The 18,664-nt window shown below is 41.4% G+C and carries 16 protein-coding genes; 8 read left to right on the top strand and 8 right to left on the bottom strand.

Going from position 1 to position 18,664, the window contains the following annotated elements; translation table 11 throughout:
* Positions 1–30 precede the first annotated feature (30 nt).
* The 6 genes from BLQ05_RS07850 (at position 31) to BLQ05_RS07825 (ending at position 6,731) form a co-directional block, all read left to right on the top strand.
* Positions 31–720, top strand: a complete 690-nt coding sequence (locus tag BLQ05_RS07850) for an ABC transporter ATP-binding protein (RefSeq protein ID WP_023577087.1) — start codon at positions 31–33, stop codon at positions 718–720.
* 284 nt (positions 721–1,004) lie between these two features.
* Positions 1,005–1,577, top strand: coding sequence for a cob(I)yrinic acid a,c-diamide adenosyltransferase (locus tag BLQ05_RS07845; protein WP_023577088.1), 573 nt, complete (start codon positions 1,005–1,007; stop codon positions 1,575–1,577).
* Between the two features lie 178 nt (positions 1,578–1,755).
* Positions 1,756–1,977: a DUF2795 domain-containing protein gene (locus BLQ05_RS07840; protein ID WP_002986941.1), complete on the top strand. Its 222-nt coding sequence runs from the start codon at positions 1,756–1,758 to the stop codon at positions 1,975–1,977.
* 90 nt (positions 1,978–2,067) lie between these two features.
* The gene (gene secA, locus BLQ05_RS07835) at positions 2,068–5,433 is read left to right on the top strand and encodes a preprotein translocase subunit SecA (RefSeq protein ID WP_023577090.1); all 3,366 of its coding nucleotides are present in this window, start codon (positions 2,068–2,070) and stop codon (positions 5,431–5,433) included.
* A 72-nt stretch (positions 5,434–5,505) separates the two neighbouring features.
* Entirely contained in the window at positions 5,506–6,081 is a 576-nt protein-coding gene (locus tag BLQ05_RS07830) for a hypothetical protein (RefSeq protein WP_023577091.1), read from the top strand.
* Positions 6,082–6,176: 95 nt separating this feature from the next.
* Positions 6,177–6,731, top strand: coding sequence for a hypothetical protein (locus BLQ05_RS07825; RefSeq protein ID WP_143000924.1), 555 nt, complete (start codon positions 6,177–6,179; stop codon positions 6,729–6,731).
* A 277-nt stretch (positions 6,732–7,008) separates the two neighbouring features.
* Here the strand turns inward: BLQ05_RS07825 and BLQ05_RS07820 are convergent, their stop codons facing one another.
* From BLQ05_RS07820 to BLQ05_RS07810, 3 genes are all read right to left on the bottom strand, one after another.
* The gene (locus BLQ05_RS07820; RefSeq protein ID WP_035654707.1) at positions 7,009–8,256 is read right to left on the bottom strand and encodes a sialidase family protein; all 1,248 of its coding nucleotides are present in this window, start codon (positions 8,254–8,256) and stop codon (positions 7,009–7,011) included.
* Complete coding sequence (locus tag BLQ05_RS07815; RefSeq protein WP_035654708.1) at positions 8,246–10,402, bottom strand: TonB-dependent receptor; 2,157 nt, start codon at positions 10,400–10,402, stop codon at positions 8,246–8,248. The genes BLQ05_RS07820 and BLQ05_RS07815 overlap by 11 nt, the downstream gene beginning before the upstream one ends.
* A gap of 100 nt (positions 10,403–10,502) precedes the next feature.
* Positions 10,503–10,871 carry a hypothetical protein gene (locus BLQ05_RS07810; RefSeq protein WP_023577095.1) on the bottom strand — a complete coding sequence of 123 codons (369 nt, stop codon included), beginning with the start codon at positions 10,869–10,871 and terminating at the stop codon, positions 10,503–10,505.
* Between the two features lie 127 nt (positions 10,872–10,998).
* Between BLQ05_RS07810 and BLQ05_RS07805 the strand changes: the two genes are divergently transcribed.
* Positions 10,999–11,442: a hypothetical protein gene (locus tag BLQ05_RS07805; RefSeq protein WP_023577096.1), complete on the top strand. Its 444-nt coding sequence runs from the start codon at positions 10,999–11,001 to the stop codon at positions 11,440–11,442.
* 280 nt (positions 11,443–11,722) lie between these two features.
* Here the strand turns inward: BLQ05_RS07805 and BLQ05_RS07800 are convergent, their stop codons facing one another.
* From BLQ05_RS07800 to BLQ05_RS07790, 3 genes are all read right to left on the bottom strand, one after another.
* On the bottom strand, positions 11,723–13,126 hold the full coding sequence (locus BLQ05_RS07800) for an FAD-binding oxidoreductase (RefSeq protein ID WP_023577097.1): 1,404 nt from the start codon (positions 13,124–13,126) through the stop codon (positions 11,723–11,725).
* 344 nt (positions 13,127–13,470) lie between these two features.
* Positions 13,471–14,676: an MFS transporter gene (locus BLQ05_RS07795; protein ID WP_035654709.1), complete on the bottom strand. Its 1,206-nt coding sequence runs from the start codon at positions 14,674–14,676 to the stop codon at positions 13,471–13,473.
* Complete coding sequence (locus BLQ05_RS07790; RefSeq protein ID WP_023577099.1) at positions 14,676–15,587, bottom strand: AEC family transporter; 912 nt, start codon at positions 15,585–15,587, stop codon at positions 14,676–14,678. The genes BLQ05_RS07795 and BLQ05_RS07790 overlap by 1 nt, the downstream gene beginning before the upstream one ends.
* 259 nt (positions 15,588–15,846) lie before the next feature.
* Between BLQ05_RS07790 and meaB the strand changes: the two genes are divergently transcribed.
* On the top strand, positions 15,847–16,932 hold the full coding sequence (meaB, locus tag BLQ05_RS07785) for a methylmalonyl Co-A mutase-associated GTPase MeaB (RefSeq protein WP_023577100.1): 1,086 nt from the start codon (positions 15,847–15,849) through the stop codon (positions 16,930–16,932).
* Positions 16,933–17,002: 70 nt separating this feature from the next.
* Here meaB and BLQ05_RS07780 read toward each other — a convergent pair whose 3' ends face one another.
* A complete protein-coding gene (locus BLQ05_RS07780; protein ID WP_023577101.1) occupies positions 17,003–17,230 on the bottom strand; it encodes a hypothetical protein in 228 nt (75 codons plus the stop codon).
* 6 nt (positions 17,231–17,236) lie between these two features.
* Positions 17,237–18,622, bottom strand: coding sequence for an MATE family efflux transporter (locus BLQ05_RS07775; protein ID WP_035654712.1), 1,386 nt, complete (start codon positions 18,620–18,622; stop codon positions 17,237–17,239).
* Positions 18,623–18,664: the final 42 nt, after the last annotated feature.

Genomic DNA, 18,664 nt, shown 5'->3' with positions numbered 1-18,664 from the left:
TGTACTTTTAAAAACTGAAAATAAGCCAAAATGTCAAAAACCATCATAGAAATAAAAGGAATCACAAGAGATTTCCCTCTTGGAAACGAAACCGTCTACGTTTTAAAGGGTATCGATTTACACATCAACAAAGGAGAATATGTTGCCTTGATGGGGCCTTCGGGATCCGGAAAATCGACCTTAATGAACATTTTAGGCTGTCTGGACACCCCAACTGCCGGCTCCTATATTTTAAACGGGAAAGACGTAAGCAAAATGGAAGACGACGAACTGGCCGAAATCCGTAACAAGGAAATCGGATTCGTATTCCAAACCTTCAACCTTTTACCAAGAACCACAGCTTTGGACAATGTGGCTTTACCCATGGTGTATGCCGGATACTCAAAACAGGAAAGAAATCATCGCTCCACCGAAGTACTCACGCAAGTAGGATTGTCCGATCGTATGGATCATCAACCCAATCAGCTTTCGGGTGGACAACGCCAGCGTGTGGCCGTCGCAAGAGCTTTGGTTAACCATCCGTCCATCATCCTTGCTGATGAACCCACCGGAAACTTAGACAGTAAAACCTCAGTGGAAATCATGAATCTTTTCGACGAAATCCACGCCAACGGAAACACCGTTATTTTGGTAACCCACGAGGAAGACATCGCGAAACATGCCCACCGCATCATTCGGTTAAGAGACGGCGTGATTGAAAGCGACAGTCCTAATAGGTAGCAAATTTGGTTATTGGTGGATTTGGTTAATTGCTAACTAAATTCAAACTTTTAATTATGTTTCTTTTGAAGCGAATGGTTCGGGATATATTGGCTATCCCTATTCCCGCCATCCGCTCTACACGATGCCGCTGCTGTCGGGGCTAGTCAGGATTTGTCTTTTATTTTTGGTTACTCCTCAAAAAACTCAGTAACTTAGCAACTTTGACACTTAGCAACTCATAAAAATGACACGAGCTTTTGGCGAGTTGCATCGAATACCAATAACAAATAAAGTCTAATGAGATGAAAGTATATACCAAAACCGGCGATAAAGGAACCACGGCCCTATTCGGCGGAACCCGCGTACCCAAACACCACATCCGCATAGAAAGCTACGGCACCGTAGACGAATTGAACTCCTATATCGGATTAATCCGCGATCAGGACATCAATCCGTTGTATAAAAACGTGTTAATCGAAATTCAGGACCGCTTGTTTACTGTAGGCGCTATTTTGGCCACGCCACCCGAAAAAGAAATTCTAAAAAATGGTCAACAACGGCTAAACATCAACCGGATTTCCGATGAAGATGTTACCTTCTTGGAAAACGAAATTGACACCATGGATCAGGCTTTACCGCCAATGACGCATTTTGTATTGCCGGGCGGTCACACCACTGTGTCATATTGTCATATAGCCCGCTGTGTATGCCGTCGCGCCGAGCGTTTAGCCACGCAATTACACGAAATTGAAGTCATCGACGAGATGGTTTTAACCTACCTGAACCGACTTTCTGACTACCTTTTCGTCTTGGCACGAAAGTTGTCCCATGACCTGCACGCTGACGAAGTGAAATGGATTCCGCGTAAACAGTAAGCAGCAGTCAGATTGCAGGTAGCAGAAAGCAGTATTTCATTGAAACAAAACTGCAGTCTGATGTCTAAATGCTGCAGTCTGAACAAGACGTTCTTAACTTTTTTTAAAATAAAAGAAATTTTACTTGATTTTTTCAGTATAAAATTTATTTTTGCATAAAACTATAAATCAATCAAAGATGTATTGGACATTAGAATTGGCGTCTTATTTAAGTGATGCCCCGTGGCCAGCCACAAAAGATGAACTTATCGACTATGCTATCAGAACCGGAGCGCCATTAGAAGTAGTGGAAAACCTGCAATCGATAGAAGACGAAGGGGAAATCTACGAATCAATGGAAGAGATATGGCCAGACTATCCAACCGACGAAGATTACCTTTGGAACGAGGATGAGTATTAAAAAATAAACGCACAGCGAAAAAGTCTCTCACGAGGCTTTTTTTTTGTGTAAATTTGCACACATTTATTTGAATATAAACCAAACCAGATTATGAGTTTCATAAACAGCATATTAAAAGCTTTTGTGGGTGACAAATCCCAAAAAGACGTAAAAGCAATTCAACCGATTATTGCCAAAATAAAGTCTTTCGAAGGTGCTTTAGCAGCCTTATCGAATGACGAACTGAGAGCAAAAACAACGTATTTCAAAGAACAGATCAAAGCTGCCCGTGCGGAACAAGATGCTAAAATCGAAGCTTTAAAACAGGAAGTTGAAGCTACCGCAGATATTGACAAAAAAGAAGATATCTATGCCGTTATTGATGGAATTGAAAAAGAAGCTTATGAAATCTCTGAAAAAGTATTGAGCGACATCCTTCCGGAAGCCTTTGCTGTAGTAAAAGAAACCGCACGTCGTTTCAAAGAAAACACACAAATTACGGTAACGGCTACACCAAAAGACCGCGAATTATCCGCAACTAAATCGTATATCACTATTGAAGGTGACAACTCGGTTTGGGCGAACTCATGGGATGCGGCAGGAAAAGCCATCACTTGGGACATGATTCACTACGATGTTCAGTTAATTGGTGGTACCGTTTTACATCAGGGTAAAATTGCCGAGATGCAAACGGGTGAAGGTAAAACTTTGGTTGCGACTTTACCAATGTACTTAAATGCCTTAACCGGAAACGGAGTACACCTGGTAACCGTGAATGATTACCTTGCCAAACGTGACAGCACGTGGAAAGCACCTTTATTCGAATTCCACGGTTTGACAGTAGATTGTATCGACAACCACCAGCCGAATACTGATGCCAGACGTCGTGCCTATAACGCCGATATCACTTACGGAACCAATAACGAATTCGGTTTCGATTACCTAAGAGATAACATGGCACATACACCGGGTGAATTGGTACAAAGAAAACACAACTACGCGATTGTCGATGAGGTGGATTCCGTATTGATTGATGATGCGCGTACACCGTTGATTATTTCCGGTCCGGTTCCTCAGGGTGACCGTCACGAATTCAACGAATTAAAACCGAAAATCGAAAACTTATATAACCTTCAGCGTCAATTAGCGAATGGCTTCCTTACCGAAGCAAAACGCTTAATGAAAGAAGGAAATACAAAAGAGGCCGGTTTCCAGACTTTAAGAGCTTACCGTGCTTTGCCAAAAAATAAAGCATTAATCAAATTCTTATCGGAAGAAGGCGTTAAACAATTGCTTCAGAAAACCGAAAACGAATACATGCAGGACAACAACCGTAAAATGCCGATTGTTGATGAAGCCTTGTATTTCGTAATCGAAGAAAAAAACAATCAGGTAGAATTAACGGATAACGGAATCAAATTCCTTTCTCAGGATACTTCCGATGATTTCTTCATCCTTCCGGATATCGGAACTGAAATTGCCAACATCGAAAAACAAAAACTGGCCAAAGAAGAAGAAGCAGAAGCCAAAGAACAACTGTTCCAGGATTTCGGAGTAAAAAGCGAGCGTATTCACACGTTAACGCAACTTTTAAAAGCCTATACGTTATTCGAAAAAGATACGGAATACGTTATCATGGACAACAAAATCATGATTGTCGATGAGCAAACGGGTCGTATCATGGACGGTCGTCGTTATTCTGATGGATTGCACCAGGCGATTGAAGCCAAAGAAAACGTAAAAATTGAAGCGGCTACACAAACTTTCGCAACGATCACATTACAGAATTACTTCCGTATGTACAGCAAATTAGCGGGTATGACCGGTACTGCTGTTACAGAAGCAGGGGAATTCTGGGAAATTTACAAATTAGACGTAGTGGAAATTCCAACTAACAGAGGAATTGCCCGTAAAGATAAAGAAGACTTAATTTACCGTACCGTTCGTGAGAAATTCAACGCGGTGGCGGAAGACGTTCAACAAATTGCAGCTTCAGGAAGACCGGTACTGATCGGTACCACTTCGGTTGAGATTTCGGAATTATTAAGCCGAATGCTGAAAATGCGCGGTGTTCCACACAACGTATTGAATGCGAAATTACACAAACAGGAAGCACAGATTGTTGCCGAAGCCGGTAATCCGGGCGTAGTGACGATTGCAACTAACATGGCAGGTCGTGGAACCGATATTAAATTATCGCCCGAAGTGAAAGCCGCTGGTGGTTTAGCGATTATCGGAACGGAACGTCACGATTCACGTCGTGTAGACCGTCAGTTAAGAGGTCGTGCAGGACGTCAGGGAGATCCGGGAAGTTCACAGTTCTATGTGTCTTTGGAAGATAACCTGATGCGTTTGTTCGGTTCGGAAAGAGTAGCGAAAGTAATGGACAGAATGGGAATCAAAGAAGGTGAAGTAATTCAGCACTCGATGATGACCAAGTCGATTGAAAGAGCACAGAAAAAAGTAGAAGAAAACAACTTCGGAACGCGTAAACGTTTGTTAGAATATGATGACGTTATGAACGCGCAACGTGAAGTAGTATACAAACGTCGTCGTCACGCATTACACGGAGAACGTCTGAAAGTGGATTTGGCCAACATGATGTATGATTTGGCAGAACTACTTGTGGAAAACAATAAAGTTACCAAAGATTTCAAAAATTTCGAATTCGAATTGATCCGTTACTTCGCTATCGAGTCGCCGGTTTCAGAAAGTGATTTCAACAAACTTTCGGAAATGGAAATCGCCGGAAAAGTTTACAAAGCGGCATTAGCGCATTACGATGAGAAACAGGAACGCAACGCCAAAGAAGCCTTCCCGGTAATTAAAAACGTATACGAAAACAACAACGGTCAGTTTGAGCGTATCGTGGTTCCGTTTACTGACGGTATCAAAACGCTTAACGTGGTTACCGATTTGGAAAAAGCCTACCTAACCGAAGGAAAAACATTGTTGGCCGATTTCGAAAAGAACATCACCTTAGCCATCGTTGACGAAGCATGGAAGAAACACTTACGCAAGATGGACGAATTGAAACAATCGGTTCAGTTGGCCGTTCATGAGCAAAAAGATCCATTGTTGATTTATAAATTCGAAGCGTTTAACTTGTTCAAAAACATGTTGGACGGTGTCAATAAAGAAGTGATTTCATTCTTGTTCAAAGGTGATTTACCGTCGCAAAACCCGAATAACATTCAGGAAGCGCAGGAAGTACCGGTTCAGGAAGATTATACGATTTCTAAAGAAGAAGTTTTAAATACGGATGAATTGGCGGCGAGAAACCGTGAAGCTGGGCAAATGCAACAGCAGCAGCAACAACACCATGTAACTGAAACCATCGTTCGTGATCAGCCGAAAATTAACCGTAACGATAACGTTACAATCAAACACGTTATGAGCGGAAAAACCGAAACCATGAAATTCAAAAAAGCGGAACCCATGTTGGCTTCCGGCGAATGGATTGTGGTAAACGAATAACGTTTTTAAAAAATAAATCCTCAAAATCCTCAACTTAGGTTGGGGATTTTTTATATTTGAAAAAATCAAATCATGAAAAACAGACTATTTCTTCTTTTAGTGCTTATCGCATCATTTGCTTCGAACATTCACGCGCAGGACTTGACTTCGCTGAAAACGGAAGCGCAAAAAACATATGAAGCCTCTGCTAATTTGAATTTCGATGCCATTTTTGAACACACCTATCCGAAAGTTTTCGAAATCGTTTCCAAAGAACAGATGAAAGAAATGTTCGACCAGATGATGGCTAATGACCAATTTACAATCAAACTGATTCCAGTAGCACCCAATTTCAAGTTTGGGAACATCAAAAAAATTGAAAATAAGCTTTTCTGTGTTGTGGAACACGATAATGCCATGACTATGAAATTTAATACACCAATGGAAGGTGCGGAAGATCTAATAGCGACCTTTAAGGCTTCCATGAAGGCGGATGAAGTTACCTATGACAAAGCATCCAATACTTTTTCCATTAAAATGCGCTCTACTATGATTGCCATTGCCGATGAACAGACCAAAAACAAATGGAAATTCTTAAACAACGACAAAAGCGGACAGCTTTTCAATATGCTTTTTAATGAAAAAATAAAAACCGAGTTGGGTTTATAAGAAACATAATAAATCATTGAGCAGTTGTCCTGGTAAATTGGTTTTGCTATATTTATAAAAATTTAGTTTCGATGCGCTTCAAAATCACCTTTTTAATGTTACTCGTATCCGTGGTGCATTCTGCGCAATCGGTTGATGACTTAAAGCGTGATACCAAATCGCTCTATGAGGCCACATACAACATGGCCTTTGACGACATCCTGAATTTCACACATCCCTTGGTGTTTAAATTCATGCAACGCGCCGATATGTATGGCGCCATGGACAGCGCTTTTCAAAACGATAACTACAGTATCCGTTACGTTTACAGTACTCCTCATTTTGACTTTTCCGACATCAAAGCCTTGGAAAACGGACTCTATTGTGTGGTGAGTTATGAAAATGCCATTAGGATGACTTATGAAAAACCAATAAATTCGGAAGCCACACAACAAAAAATAAAGGAATCCATCCATAAGAATTTCCCAAATTCCATCGTAACTTTTGAAAAGGATCGCAACGCCTTTTACATCGTTAAAAACGACAAACTGGTTGCCATTGCAGACGATTTTACGGAAGGCAAGTGGAAATTCATCAGTTTTGACCCTAACTACAAAGAATTGCTTGATGCTGTGATTACCGAGAAAATAAGAACACAGTTAGGTTTATAATTTGTACTCCATTCATCTATTTGAGTATTCATAACGAATTGTCCGTCTTATTCGCTATCTTTACTTTAATAGCAAAGGATACGCTATCATTAAAAACAACTATCATGGCAAAAAGTCAAGACGCAAAGAAAACGGTAAAAAAAGAACCTCTTAAGACCGCTAAAGAAAAGAAAGAAGAAAAGAGAGACAAGAAAAACAATCCGAAAAGAGATTAAATACAAATCCCCAACTACGCTGTAATTGGGGATTTTTTATGTCGGATTCAAATCGGCTCCGGTTAAAATTTCGGACTGTTGTTTTTTCCATCCGATTCAATCCGAACCACCTTATAACACACCTTTTCTTCTTTACCACCCTGACTCCAAGCAACCAGCACCTCCTTTTCATTTAAGGCTTTCACTATTGGAAATGTGGCCGAACCTTCAGTCGATGTGACAAATTTTGTATCCAAAACTTTTCCGTTTTGACTTCTGAGTTGTAAGCCAATTCTATTGAAATAATTACCGTCAACTTCCGTCGTTTCATCCCACACAATTAAAACATCATTAGTTAAAGTAGCAATTTGCGGATGCTTCGCCGATGGGTTGTCACTAACGCTTTCTCTCTGAGAAAAACGAATTCCGTTATCGGAAGAATTAGCATAAAAAACCCCTGCTCCGCCACCCATGGTAAACCAGGCAAAATGCAGTCCGCTGGTGTTTTGTGTCATTGTAGGTCCGGTATGAGGACAGCCGTTGATTTTCCAATCATCCGGACTGATACGTTTCGGCACAGAAAATGTCTTTCCGTTATCCAAGGAATAAGTCAGTACCATATCGCGAATTTCTTCGTTGATAATGTCCCTGTAAGCCGCATAAATCACGCCGTTTTTGCCTACATACAAATCGGTACGGCAACATTGGCATGTCGTTTCTCCTATGGGTTTTTCATTTTGAAAACCACTTTTTCCTTTGGTTTCGGCATAATACAACGTAGAGCCATCCAAATCGGTTTTACTTCTGTTGTCCAGCCAGATAATCGCTACTTCACCGTTTGGCAGCAGGTCAATATCAAAATAACGTTGGTCGATTCCGGTGGTGTCTTTCACCAATTGGGTAGCCGGTGTCCAGCTTTTCCCGGCATCAAACGATTGGGAATATTGAACCAATCCACCGTATTTTTTCTTTGGTGTCGGATTATCGATTCCCCAAACCGCTATCATTTCCCCGTTGGGTTTGACAATCATTTTAGGCACATTTTCCCCATGAAGTTCCACTCCTCTACTCGACGGGACTTCAACAGGGATTTCAAACTTTTTTTCTGTGGAATTGAAAAACGAATAGCAAAGAACCGCTTCTTTACCTTTGGTCTCTTTACCGAAACTCAGCATCATTCGTCCTTTAGTATCTGAAGTGAAAAACGGACAAACGGTGGTTGCCTCCCCTTCCGAATAAATCGATTTTGTCTCCGTTTCCGTTATTTGGGAATTACCGTTTTGCAATGAAAATAACAGCATTGCGAAAACTAAAAGAAGCTTATTTTTCATTCGTTTGTTTTTTATTAAGTTGCAATTGGTACTGTAAACCAAAAACGAAAGTTCTCGGTGCAGCTGCCGTGTAACTGGGCGCCGCCGATGCCGTATTCCCTCTGGTCACATTATAGGCGTATAATTTATCGGTTAGATTCATGGCATTCACATACAATTCAACCCCTTTCCATCGGTACCCTACTCGGGCATTAAAAACATTGTACCCGTCATATTTCACCGTATTGATCTGATCCTGATACCAACTGGAAACGAATTGCCATTCTACTGACGTCCTGAAATTTGGCAACCACTTCGGATAATAACTCACTTCCGAATTTCCGGTCCATTTCGGAGCCGACGGCATTTCAAAACCGTTCAACTCTTTAACCGGATCGGAAGGTTTGTCCGAAACTTTAAAATCGATGAAAGTGTGTTGTGCGGTAGTACCGCCTGCTCTGAATCGGAATTGTTCATTCGGAGAGTAATTTACCGCAAATTCAATTCCTTTGTGACGCGTTCTTCCGGCCGATTGGTAATCCGTGGAATTGTCCGGTTGGCGAATATTCAACAATTCATTTTTCCCTTCCATATAATAAAGAGAGTATTCTATATTTAATTTTTTTCCGAAGAAACTCAACCATCCGCCCACTTCGTAATTGTCAAATTCGGCCGACTCCAAATTATAGTAAAACGCTGCCGGAACACCTGTAGCTCCTCCTGTTCCCGGTTTTGCCCTGAAAATGGAAGTCAGCCCCGGAGGTGCAAAGCCTTGTGCATAATTCCCGTAAAAACCTGCAAAATCAAACGGATTGTAATTCACCCCCGATTTAAACGTAAACTGATCGTAGGTTTTGCTTCCGCTGAAGGTATCAATATTGTTGGTATAATCCAGACTCATGTTATCATAACGACCGCCCACCGTAACCAAAACTTTATTTATCGGTTTAAAACTCAACTGTGAAAAGATAGCTTTATTGTATATTTTGGCATCGTAATCCGCTAAACGAATGTCGGGACGTTCGGCTGTAATTTCATAACTGCTCACCGTTTGTCCGCCCGGATTCAGATTCGCTTTCAAATCGATTTGATACGCATTGTAAGTTACGGGAGAATAATCAAACAATCCTCCGGCAACCAATGTCGTAGTAAGAAATTTAAATTTCTGATTGTGTTGCGCCACCACACCATAACTTTTAAAATCATTGGAATTGATTTCGCCTTTTGCAGTCGTTTGCCCTTGTGTCCAACGAATGCCGTAAGCCGGATTCTGACCTAGTTTATTATCTCTGGTAAAAGCCGTTACGGAAGAATGCGAATTATCATTCCAATCTCTTTCCAAAGCTATTTTGCTTCGCAACGCATCGGATTTTCTATAGGCAAAATCGGTTGTGCTTTTGTAGGTTCGGTTGTAAAAATCATTTTCGTTGATGCTTCCACTCATGTTGGAATTGTATTTTCCGTAAAAAAGGGTTCCGATCAATCGGGTTTTTGTGTTGATGTTGTAATCGATTCTGGCGTTGATGTTGTCTTTGTTATAATCGGAATAGGTCATCCAGGAATCGCGTTGTGCGCTTGATAATCCGGCAATATAGAAACCGATTTTTCCAATCGTGGTCCCTCCGGCTGCCTGAAACCGTTTGTACCCCCATTGGTCGGCCTGAATTCCGAATTTGAACTCGGGTTGTAAAGAAGGTTTTAAGGAAATCAGATTGACGGCGCCACCCACGGCTTCTGGTCCGTACAGTGATGAAACCGGTCCTTTGACCACTTCGATACTCTGCAGGTTGAACTGATTGATTTCCAATAATGCATTGTGATTGAAAACGCCCATCGGACGGATAGGTAAACCGTCTTCGAGGTATAAATAATAGGAATTGGTGGTCATGGGTTGGCGAATGGCCATCGAATGTTGTTCGTTCCCCAAATTGACCATTAAAACGCCTGGGGTTTTGTTTATAATTTCGTAAACCGCCGTTGCTTTGGTCTCGTTGATTGTTTTTTGTGTAATTTTTGAAATGGCTACAGGAACCTCTCTTTTTAAGGTTACACTACGACTGGCTGTTACAACTACATTTTCAAGTTGTTTGACATTCATCGTATCCTTTGAAGCCTGTCCATATGACAGTTGCCCTAAAACCAATAAGGCAAGGAATATTCTTTTCATCTCGGTAAGTATAATGATTGCATAATGCTCTTTCCCGGTTAAACCGAAGAAAGAATGAATCCTGCTGAAAAAACAACAGAACTAAAACAGTAAACAAGGATTAAACCGTAGGCGGATGGAAAGTTGTGGTGCTATTTTCGTAAAAATAGCCATCGGAATACTTTGTATTGATTGCTTTTTGAATTGGGAAATTCAAGGTTACCACTTCAAGTGAAGCAAGTTTTTGAATGAATAAGACTTCGAATTCCGAATGAGAAACTTTTTTTTCAGAAGAAACAGGAGTGTTATTTTCGGAAGCTTTTGCCAATTCTTTCATCAAATGACATTTTCCGTTACAATTCGTTTCGGGTTTGGCTTTGTTCTCACAAAGTTCTTTTACAATGTAATCGTAATTCAATACATATTCCAAAACCGGAAGAATCGGTTTCATCACGAAAAGGAATACTATGATTACAATTGCATTTTTCATACCTCAAAGGTACTTCCTTTTTTTTATGACAAACCTGATTTTTATCAGATTTCCAAAAAATTTCCACCCTGCTCCATTTCAAAAAAAGAAGAGCAAATGCGCTTCCATCAAAGTCAAAAAGCTACTTTTGCAAAACAATTTCAAATCAGTCATTCATTTCAGAAGATATAAAATGCCGAATACTCCAACCTATACCACTTTTTTCGATACCGTAAAATCAAGTATTGCCAACGGCACTTTTGCCAAATTAACGCTGACGAAAACCATTGGGCAACCCGAGTTACAGAACATTTATGTAAGAACGGCAGTAGAAAATGGTGTTTTAAAATTATCCGTTACGCATAAGATTTATAACGAAGGTTTACAGGAGATTGAAAAAATCATCGAAATGGATGCCATGGAAGCGGAATTAGTCCCTTACATCAACAATCCGTTCATGTGGGTGTTGTTGTTTACTACGGAAGCCGATGTTACCATGAAATTAAACAAAAAACGCATTGCCAACATTACCGAGCAACCGCCAACCTTTAAAAATCCGGATGCTGTTTTATCCGAGTTTCGAAATCAATAACTAAAAACAATCCAATACCGTCATTTACCACGTCCTACCACGTGGTTAATGACGTTCGGAAGTGCGTTGACCACGTTACCTAACGTGGTAATTGGCGTTACAAACGTGGCTAACCACGTCCTACAACGTGGTAAATGGGGTTCATAACGTGGTTGAACACGTCAAACAACGTGGTGAATGGGGTTCATAACGTGGTGTACCACGTCCGGTAACGTGGTAAACGGACTTCAAGACGTGGTCAACCACGTTCTGCGACGTCTTTTTTTAAAACTAGGGTATATTAATGTGTATCAGGGAAAATTTTTCCCGGATTCAGGATATTGTTCGGATCAAAAACCAGTTTGATATTTTTCATTAGCTGTAACTGCGACGTACTGAACGCAATGTCCATAAAATTTTTCTGAACGTAACCGATGCCGTGTTCGCCGGACAAGGTTCCTTTTAACGCAACGGTTAATTCGAAAATTTCGCGAATGCCTTTCGGGACTTCGGTTTTCCAGTTTTCGTCGGTCATGTCTGCTTTGATGATGTTCACGTGGAGGTTTCCGTCGCCCGCATGTCCGTAACAAACCGATTTAAAACCGTATTTGTTTCCGATTTCCTTGATGCCTTTTAACAATGTTGGCAATTCATATCGTGGCACAACGGTGTCTTCTTCCTTGTACACCGAATTGGATTTAACCGCTTCCGCCACACCGCGACGCATACGCCATAAAGCATTTTTTTGATCTTCGGTATCGGCGAAAAGGATTTCATCGATTTGGAAACCTTCCACAACCGTCATTATTTTTTCGGCTTCGAGCATCAGGATTTCGGGATAATTTCCGTCGACTTCAATCAACAAATGCGCCTCGATTTCCGGTTTGATATCGACATTCACGCCGTCAACAAACCTGATAGCCCAATCGATGGCATCACGCTCCATGAATTCCAACGCGCTCGGCACAATGCCCGCTCTGAAAATCGCTGAAACCGCTTCACACGCTTGTTCCGCTTTGTAAAATGGTACCAACATCAATACGTTATGGGAATTTTTAGGCAAGAGTTTTAAAACGATTTTGGTAATGATCCCCAACGTTCCTTCGCTACCCACCATCAATTGTGTTAAGTTATATCCTGTCGAATTTTTTAAGGTATTCGCCCCCGTCCAGATGATTTCTCCTGTGGGCAAAACCACTTCGAGATTCAGCACGTAATCTTTGGTGACTCCGTATTTCACGGCTCTTGCACCACCGGCATTTTCGGCTACGTTACCACCAATGAAACAACTGCCACGGCTGCTTGGATCTACCGGGTAGAACAGGCTTTTTTCCAAAACCGTATCCTGTAAAACCTGAGTGATAACAGCCGGTTCAGTGATAACCTGAAGGTTTTTTTCGTCGATTTCGATGATTTTATTCAGTCGGTCCGTAGACAAACCGATGCCGTGATGAATACTCAATGCCCCGCCGCTCAAACCCGTTCTTCCTCCAATGGGAACCACTGGAATTTTGTATTCGTTCGCCACTTTCACTATTTCGGATATTTCCTGAGCCGAAGCCGGTTTTACCACTACGCTTGGCGGAAAAACATAATCTTCGGTTTCGTCGTGGCCATAGTGGTTGCGGGTTTCATCGTCGGTGAATACAAAGGATGTACCTACTATATTTTGTAGTTTTTGAAGTATTTCGGGTGTGATTTGCATTGCTGAACTAATTTTAAAACAAATTTAATAAACTTAACTGCAAGGAGCGCAAAGGTTATCGCAAAGTTCGCAAAGAATTTATATCCATTATTAGCATTAAACATTTAAAAAGACCGTCAAAATTTAAGGCTTATAGATTACAAATAAACTTAACCGCAGGGAACGCTAAGGTTAGCGCAAAGTTCGCAAAGATTTGATTTAAAAACGATTTTGCACAAAAGACAAATCCTAACTAGCCCCGATTGCAGTGTAAATTACCTTTGTCAAAGTTTAAAACTTTGACAAAGGTAATTGCAACGGAAAGCGGGAAAATGGACCACTGATAAATCCCGAACCATTCGCTCCTATTTCTTCTTTAAATTCGGCAAGAAGTAAGCAAATATACCGATTAATGGCAGAAACGAACAGATAGCATAGACGAATTCGATGGACGTTTTATCCGCCAGATAGCCCAAAACGGCGGAACCCAAACCACCGATTCCAAAGGCGAAACCGAAGAACAATCCGGAAATCATTCCGACTCTTTCAGGCATTAATTCCTGTGCGTACACCAAAATTGCCGAGAAAGCCGAAGCGATGACGATTCCGATAATCACGGAGAGAATTCCGGTCCAGAACAAATCGGCAAACGGAAGCAGTAAAGTGAACGGCGCGGCTCCTAAAATGGAAAACCAGATGATGTATTTTCGTCCGAATTTATCGCCTAATGGTCCGCCAATTAAGGTTCCGACAGCTACAGCCCCTAAAAAGGCAAACAAATGATATTGCGCCTGTAATACGGAAATATGGAATTTTTCGATGAGATAAAACGTGAAGTAACTCGACATCGAAGTGGTGTAAAACGATTTCGAAAAGATCAGAATCAGCAATAAAATGACCGACATTTTAACTTTCATCGGGGAAAGATTGTGCAAACGTTCGCCACTTTTTTTCTTCCTCTGAATGGAGATTAATTTTTGTTTGTACCAAATGGCGATTCTACTTAACACGATAATCCCAACGATGGCGACCAATACGAACCAAAGAATATACGATTGTCCGCGCGGAATTACGATTAAAGCGACCAATAACGGTCCGATTGCCGTTCCGGTATTGCCGCCTAATTGGAAAATCGATTGTGCCAGTCCGCGTTTCCCGCCCGAACCCAGGAACGCCACACGGGAAGCTTCCGGATGAAAGATGGACGAACCGATTCCCACGAAAGCCACCGAAGCCAATATCAACGGGAAACTGGAAGCCTGTGACAACATGATGATGCCGCCTAACGAAAACAACATTCCAAACGCCAACGAATACGGTTTGGGATGTTTATCCGTATAAATTCCGACGAAAGGCTGCAGCAACGATGCGGTAACCTGATAGGTAAACGTAATTAATCCGACCTGCGTGAACGTAAGCGCATATTTCGCTTTCAAAACCGGATACATGGCCGGAATGACCGCTTGCAACAAATCGTTCAGCAAATGCGCGAAACAGATGGAAAACAGGATGGAATATACCGTGGTTTGCGCTAAATTCTTAGTATCGAGGGTTGCAGTTTCAGTTTTCATCAAATATGCTGTAAAATAAAGTACCAGAAAATTAGGGTGAGGAACGAAATCGGAATACCGAAACCAATCATCATGTTGCTTAGTTTGGGTTTCAATCCATAAGTGGATGCTATTATGGTTCCGGTTATCATGGGTGCCATGGCAGCTTCCAGTATGGAAACCTGAACTTCCAACCCGCTACCACCTAAAAGTGTCACATAGAACAAATAGAAAAACGCCGGCGTTAGGAACAGTTTGAAAAACAATCCTAAAGTCAGGAATTTCCAATGCTTGCTTTTACTGTCGAATTCCAGTTGCATTCCCACCGCTACGAGTGCTATCGGAGTTACCGTACTGCCCAAACGTTGAAAAACCGATTGGAACATTTCTGGGAAATCCAATTGCAAAACGTTCAAAAAGCATGAAAAAGCAAAAGCTATGAAGGGTGGAAAGAACAGTATTTTTTTGAAAATCACACTCGAGCTGGTTGTTCCTCTGGAATAGACGGTTGCCACCAAAACCGCTACCGTGGAAAGCACCACAAACGAACCGGGCTGATCGACAATAACGGCAGTTTCCAGTCCCTTTTTTCCATACACCGCTTCGATTATCGGGAAACCGACAAAAGAGGTATTTCCCAATCCGGCTGTGATGATTAAACAGCCTGTAAGCTTTTTGGACCAGCCGAATAGTTTTCCGAAACCTGCGAAAAAAATGTAGGAAAGCGCAAAACCCAACCAGGCAATTCCCAACGGGAATAACAATTTCGAACTGATTTCCAATTTCGGGATATAATACAACGCAACGGCGGGAAGTGATATGTAAATCGCAAACTGATTGAGCGTTTTATAGCTTAATGGAGGAAAGGCAGCGCTTTTTTTGAGCAGAAAACCCAAAAGCATGCAGACGAAAATAAGTAAAATGTTTTCCATAGTGGTTTAAAGCGAGACAAAATTACTACTATTTCATTTTTAAGCCCCGATTTTATTCAACTTTAGCATTTGATTAAGACTATTGTTTTTTTGGAACGCGGATGACACGGATGCAAGCAACGCGGATTTTCACGGATTTAAAATCTATACTAGATAATGACAAAAAGCACAGCAATTCACATATCGAAAGTGCACAATGTTTGAATATCCTTGAACATTGTGCACTTTTTCCTTATTTTTACTGCACTAATTCATTCCTGTGGCACAGAAAAAATCACATCCATCAGCCTTAAAAGAAAATGACGGTATTGAACAACCGGACAGCATTAGCGCTACGTCTGTGGAACACATTCAGCAGTTCCGGAGAAAACAACCTTCCGCCGAGGAATTGATTTCCAACATTCTGAAAGGCGACAAAGTAGCATTGAGTCGTGCCATTACTTTGGTGGAAAGCACCAGTGCCACCCATCTGGAAAAAGCGAATGAAGTCATCAAAGGGTGTTTGCCTTACGCGAATAATTCGTTGCGGATTGGGATTACAGGAGTTCCCGGGGTTGGAAAAAGTACGTTTATTGAAGCCTTTGGAAAATACCTGACGTCCATCGGAAAGAAAGTGGCTGTTTTGGCGGTAGATCCGAGCAGTTCGATTTCCCACGGCAGTATTTTGGGTGATAAAACCCGTATGGAAGAATTGGTAAAAGATGAAAATGCCTATATCCGTCCGAGTGCCTCCGGGGAAAGTTTGGGTGGTGTGGCGCGAAAAACCCGAGAAGCGATTATTTTATGTGAAGCTTGTGGATTTGATACAATTCTGATTGAAACCGTGGGTGTGGGTCAGAGTGAAACGGCCGTTCACAGTATGGTCGATTTCTTTTTACTGCTGAATTTAGCCGGAGCCGGAGATGAATTACAGGGCATCAAACGCGGTATCATGGAAATGGCGGATGCGATTGTAATCAATAAAGCCGATGGCGATAACATCAAACGGGCCCGATTGGCGAAAGTCGATTTCAACCGTGCTTTGCATTTGTTCCCATTGAAGAATTCCGGTTGGTCTCCGAAAGCGACTACCTGCAGTGCTTTGACCAATGAAGGGATTTCAGAGGTATGGGAAACGATTACCGACTATTTCACACTAACCAAAGAAAACGGATATTTCGATAAAAAACGAAAAGAACAGAGCCAATACTGGATGCTGGAAACCATCAACGAGCAGTTGAAACTGAATTTCTACAACCATCAGGAAATCCAGAAACTGTTGGAAGAAACTAAAAAAGCGGTGCAAAACAATGAAATTTCACCGTTTGCCGCCGCTCAGTTGCTTTTGAATGCCTATTTTAAATAGTGTTGGGAGAACGCAGAATGCAATTTCTCAGTAAAAGTCTGCTAACTGCTATCTGAAACCTGCCCTCTGATTACTCTTCGTAAAGTTTCATCTCCCTGTCGTAAAATTCACCTGCCAGGTTGATTAGTTTTTCCATTTCGGCTTCGATTTCCTCTTCCTCTTCTTCATCCAGCTCTTCTAAAAATTCCACTTCATCATCTTTTAAATTGATAATGAATCTTGGGTAGTCCAAGTGAATGATGAAAATATCTTCCGGAAAATCGGTGTTGTCTGCTAATACAAATTTTGGTAATTCCATATGCTTTTATTTATTGGTATGATTATTTAAAATTAATTGGCGTGTCAAATGATTGAAACGAAGATACAAAAATATTGCGGCTGCCGTTAATCCGGCTAAAAGTCCGATCCAGATGCCGACTGCTTTCAAATCGGTATACAATCCCAGGTAAATTGAAATCGGGAAACCGATAATCCAATAGGAAATGAAGGTAATATACATGGGTATTTTCACATCCTGCAAACCGCGAAGTGCGCCTAAAACCACCACTTGCACCCCATCGGAAATCTGGAAAATAGCGGCGATGATAATTAGTTGGGACGCGATTGAAATTACTTCGGTATTGTCTTTTAATTGCGATAAATTTTCGGCATTCATGAACAATTCGGGTAAATATTGGTGGAAAACCACGAAAATCAGGGCAAAAACGACCTGAATACTAATGGCCAATAGGAATATGGAACGGGCCACAATACGCAAACCGATAAAATCCTGCGATCCTTTGAAATTCCCAACACGCACCATTCCCGCCACTCCGAAACCGGATACGAACATAAACGTAAACGTAGCCAAGCTCAATGCTATCTGATTTGCTGCCTGACTGGTCGTGCCAATAACACCGGAAAGCCAAACGGCACCGGTGAAAAGCGCCACTTCGAAAAACATCTGCATCGAAGATGGCAAACCAAGATTCACAATTTTATTTACGATATCTTTTTGCAATTCCTTAAACGAAAACTGCTCGAAATACGTCTGAAATCGTTCCTTGTGTTTTAAGGAGAAATGAATAAAAATCAGCATTACGAAACGGGAAATCACGGTACCGTATGCCGCACCCAACATGCCTAATTTCGGAAAAAACCAAAGACCGTAAATCAGCACTATATTTAACAAAATGTGTACTACGTTGCAAAGTAAGTTCGCCCACATCGCCACTTTTGTCTCCGATTTCCCGTCGGCAAATTGCTTGTACCCCTGAAAAATAATGAGCGGAATTAAGGAGAACGCCACAATATCCAAAAACGGTTTTGCCATTTCCACTACAGCTTCGGGTTGCCCCATATACACAATCAAGGGTTTCGAAAAGTAAATCGCCAGGAAAAGGAAAACACCCAAAAAGGTACACAATATTAATCCGTGATGGAAAATGGTTCGCTCTTTATCCACATTTTTTTCACCATCAGCTTCCGCTACCAAAGGCGTAATGGCCGTTGAAAATCCTATTCCGATGGACATGGCAATGAACACGAAACTGTTTGCCAATGACGCTGCTGCCAATTCGGTCGGACCCAATTTACCCACCATAATGTTATCGACTATACCCACTAAGGTATGTCCCAACATCCCGAGAATGATCGGATAGGCCAGTTTTAAATTATAAGAGAACTCTTTGGTATAGGCTGACAAACGCATTTTTGCAAATTTTGGGCAAAGGTAAGCACTAGATTTTGGGGA

This window comes from Flavobacterium saliperosum (assembly GCF_900100625.1).
Lineage (GTDB): Bacteria > Bacteroidota > Bacteroidia > Flavobacteriales > Flavobacteriaceae > Flavobacterium > Flavobacterium saliperosum.
The sequence above is the reverse complement of the archived record's forward strand: the minus strand, read 5'-3'. Positions and strand labels throughout refer to the sequence as shown.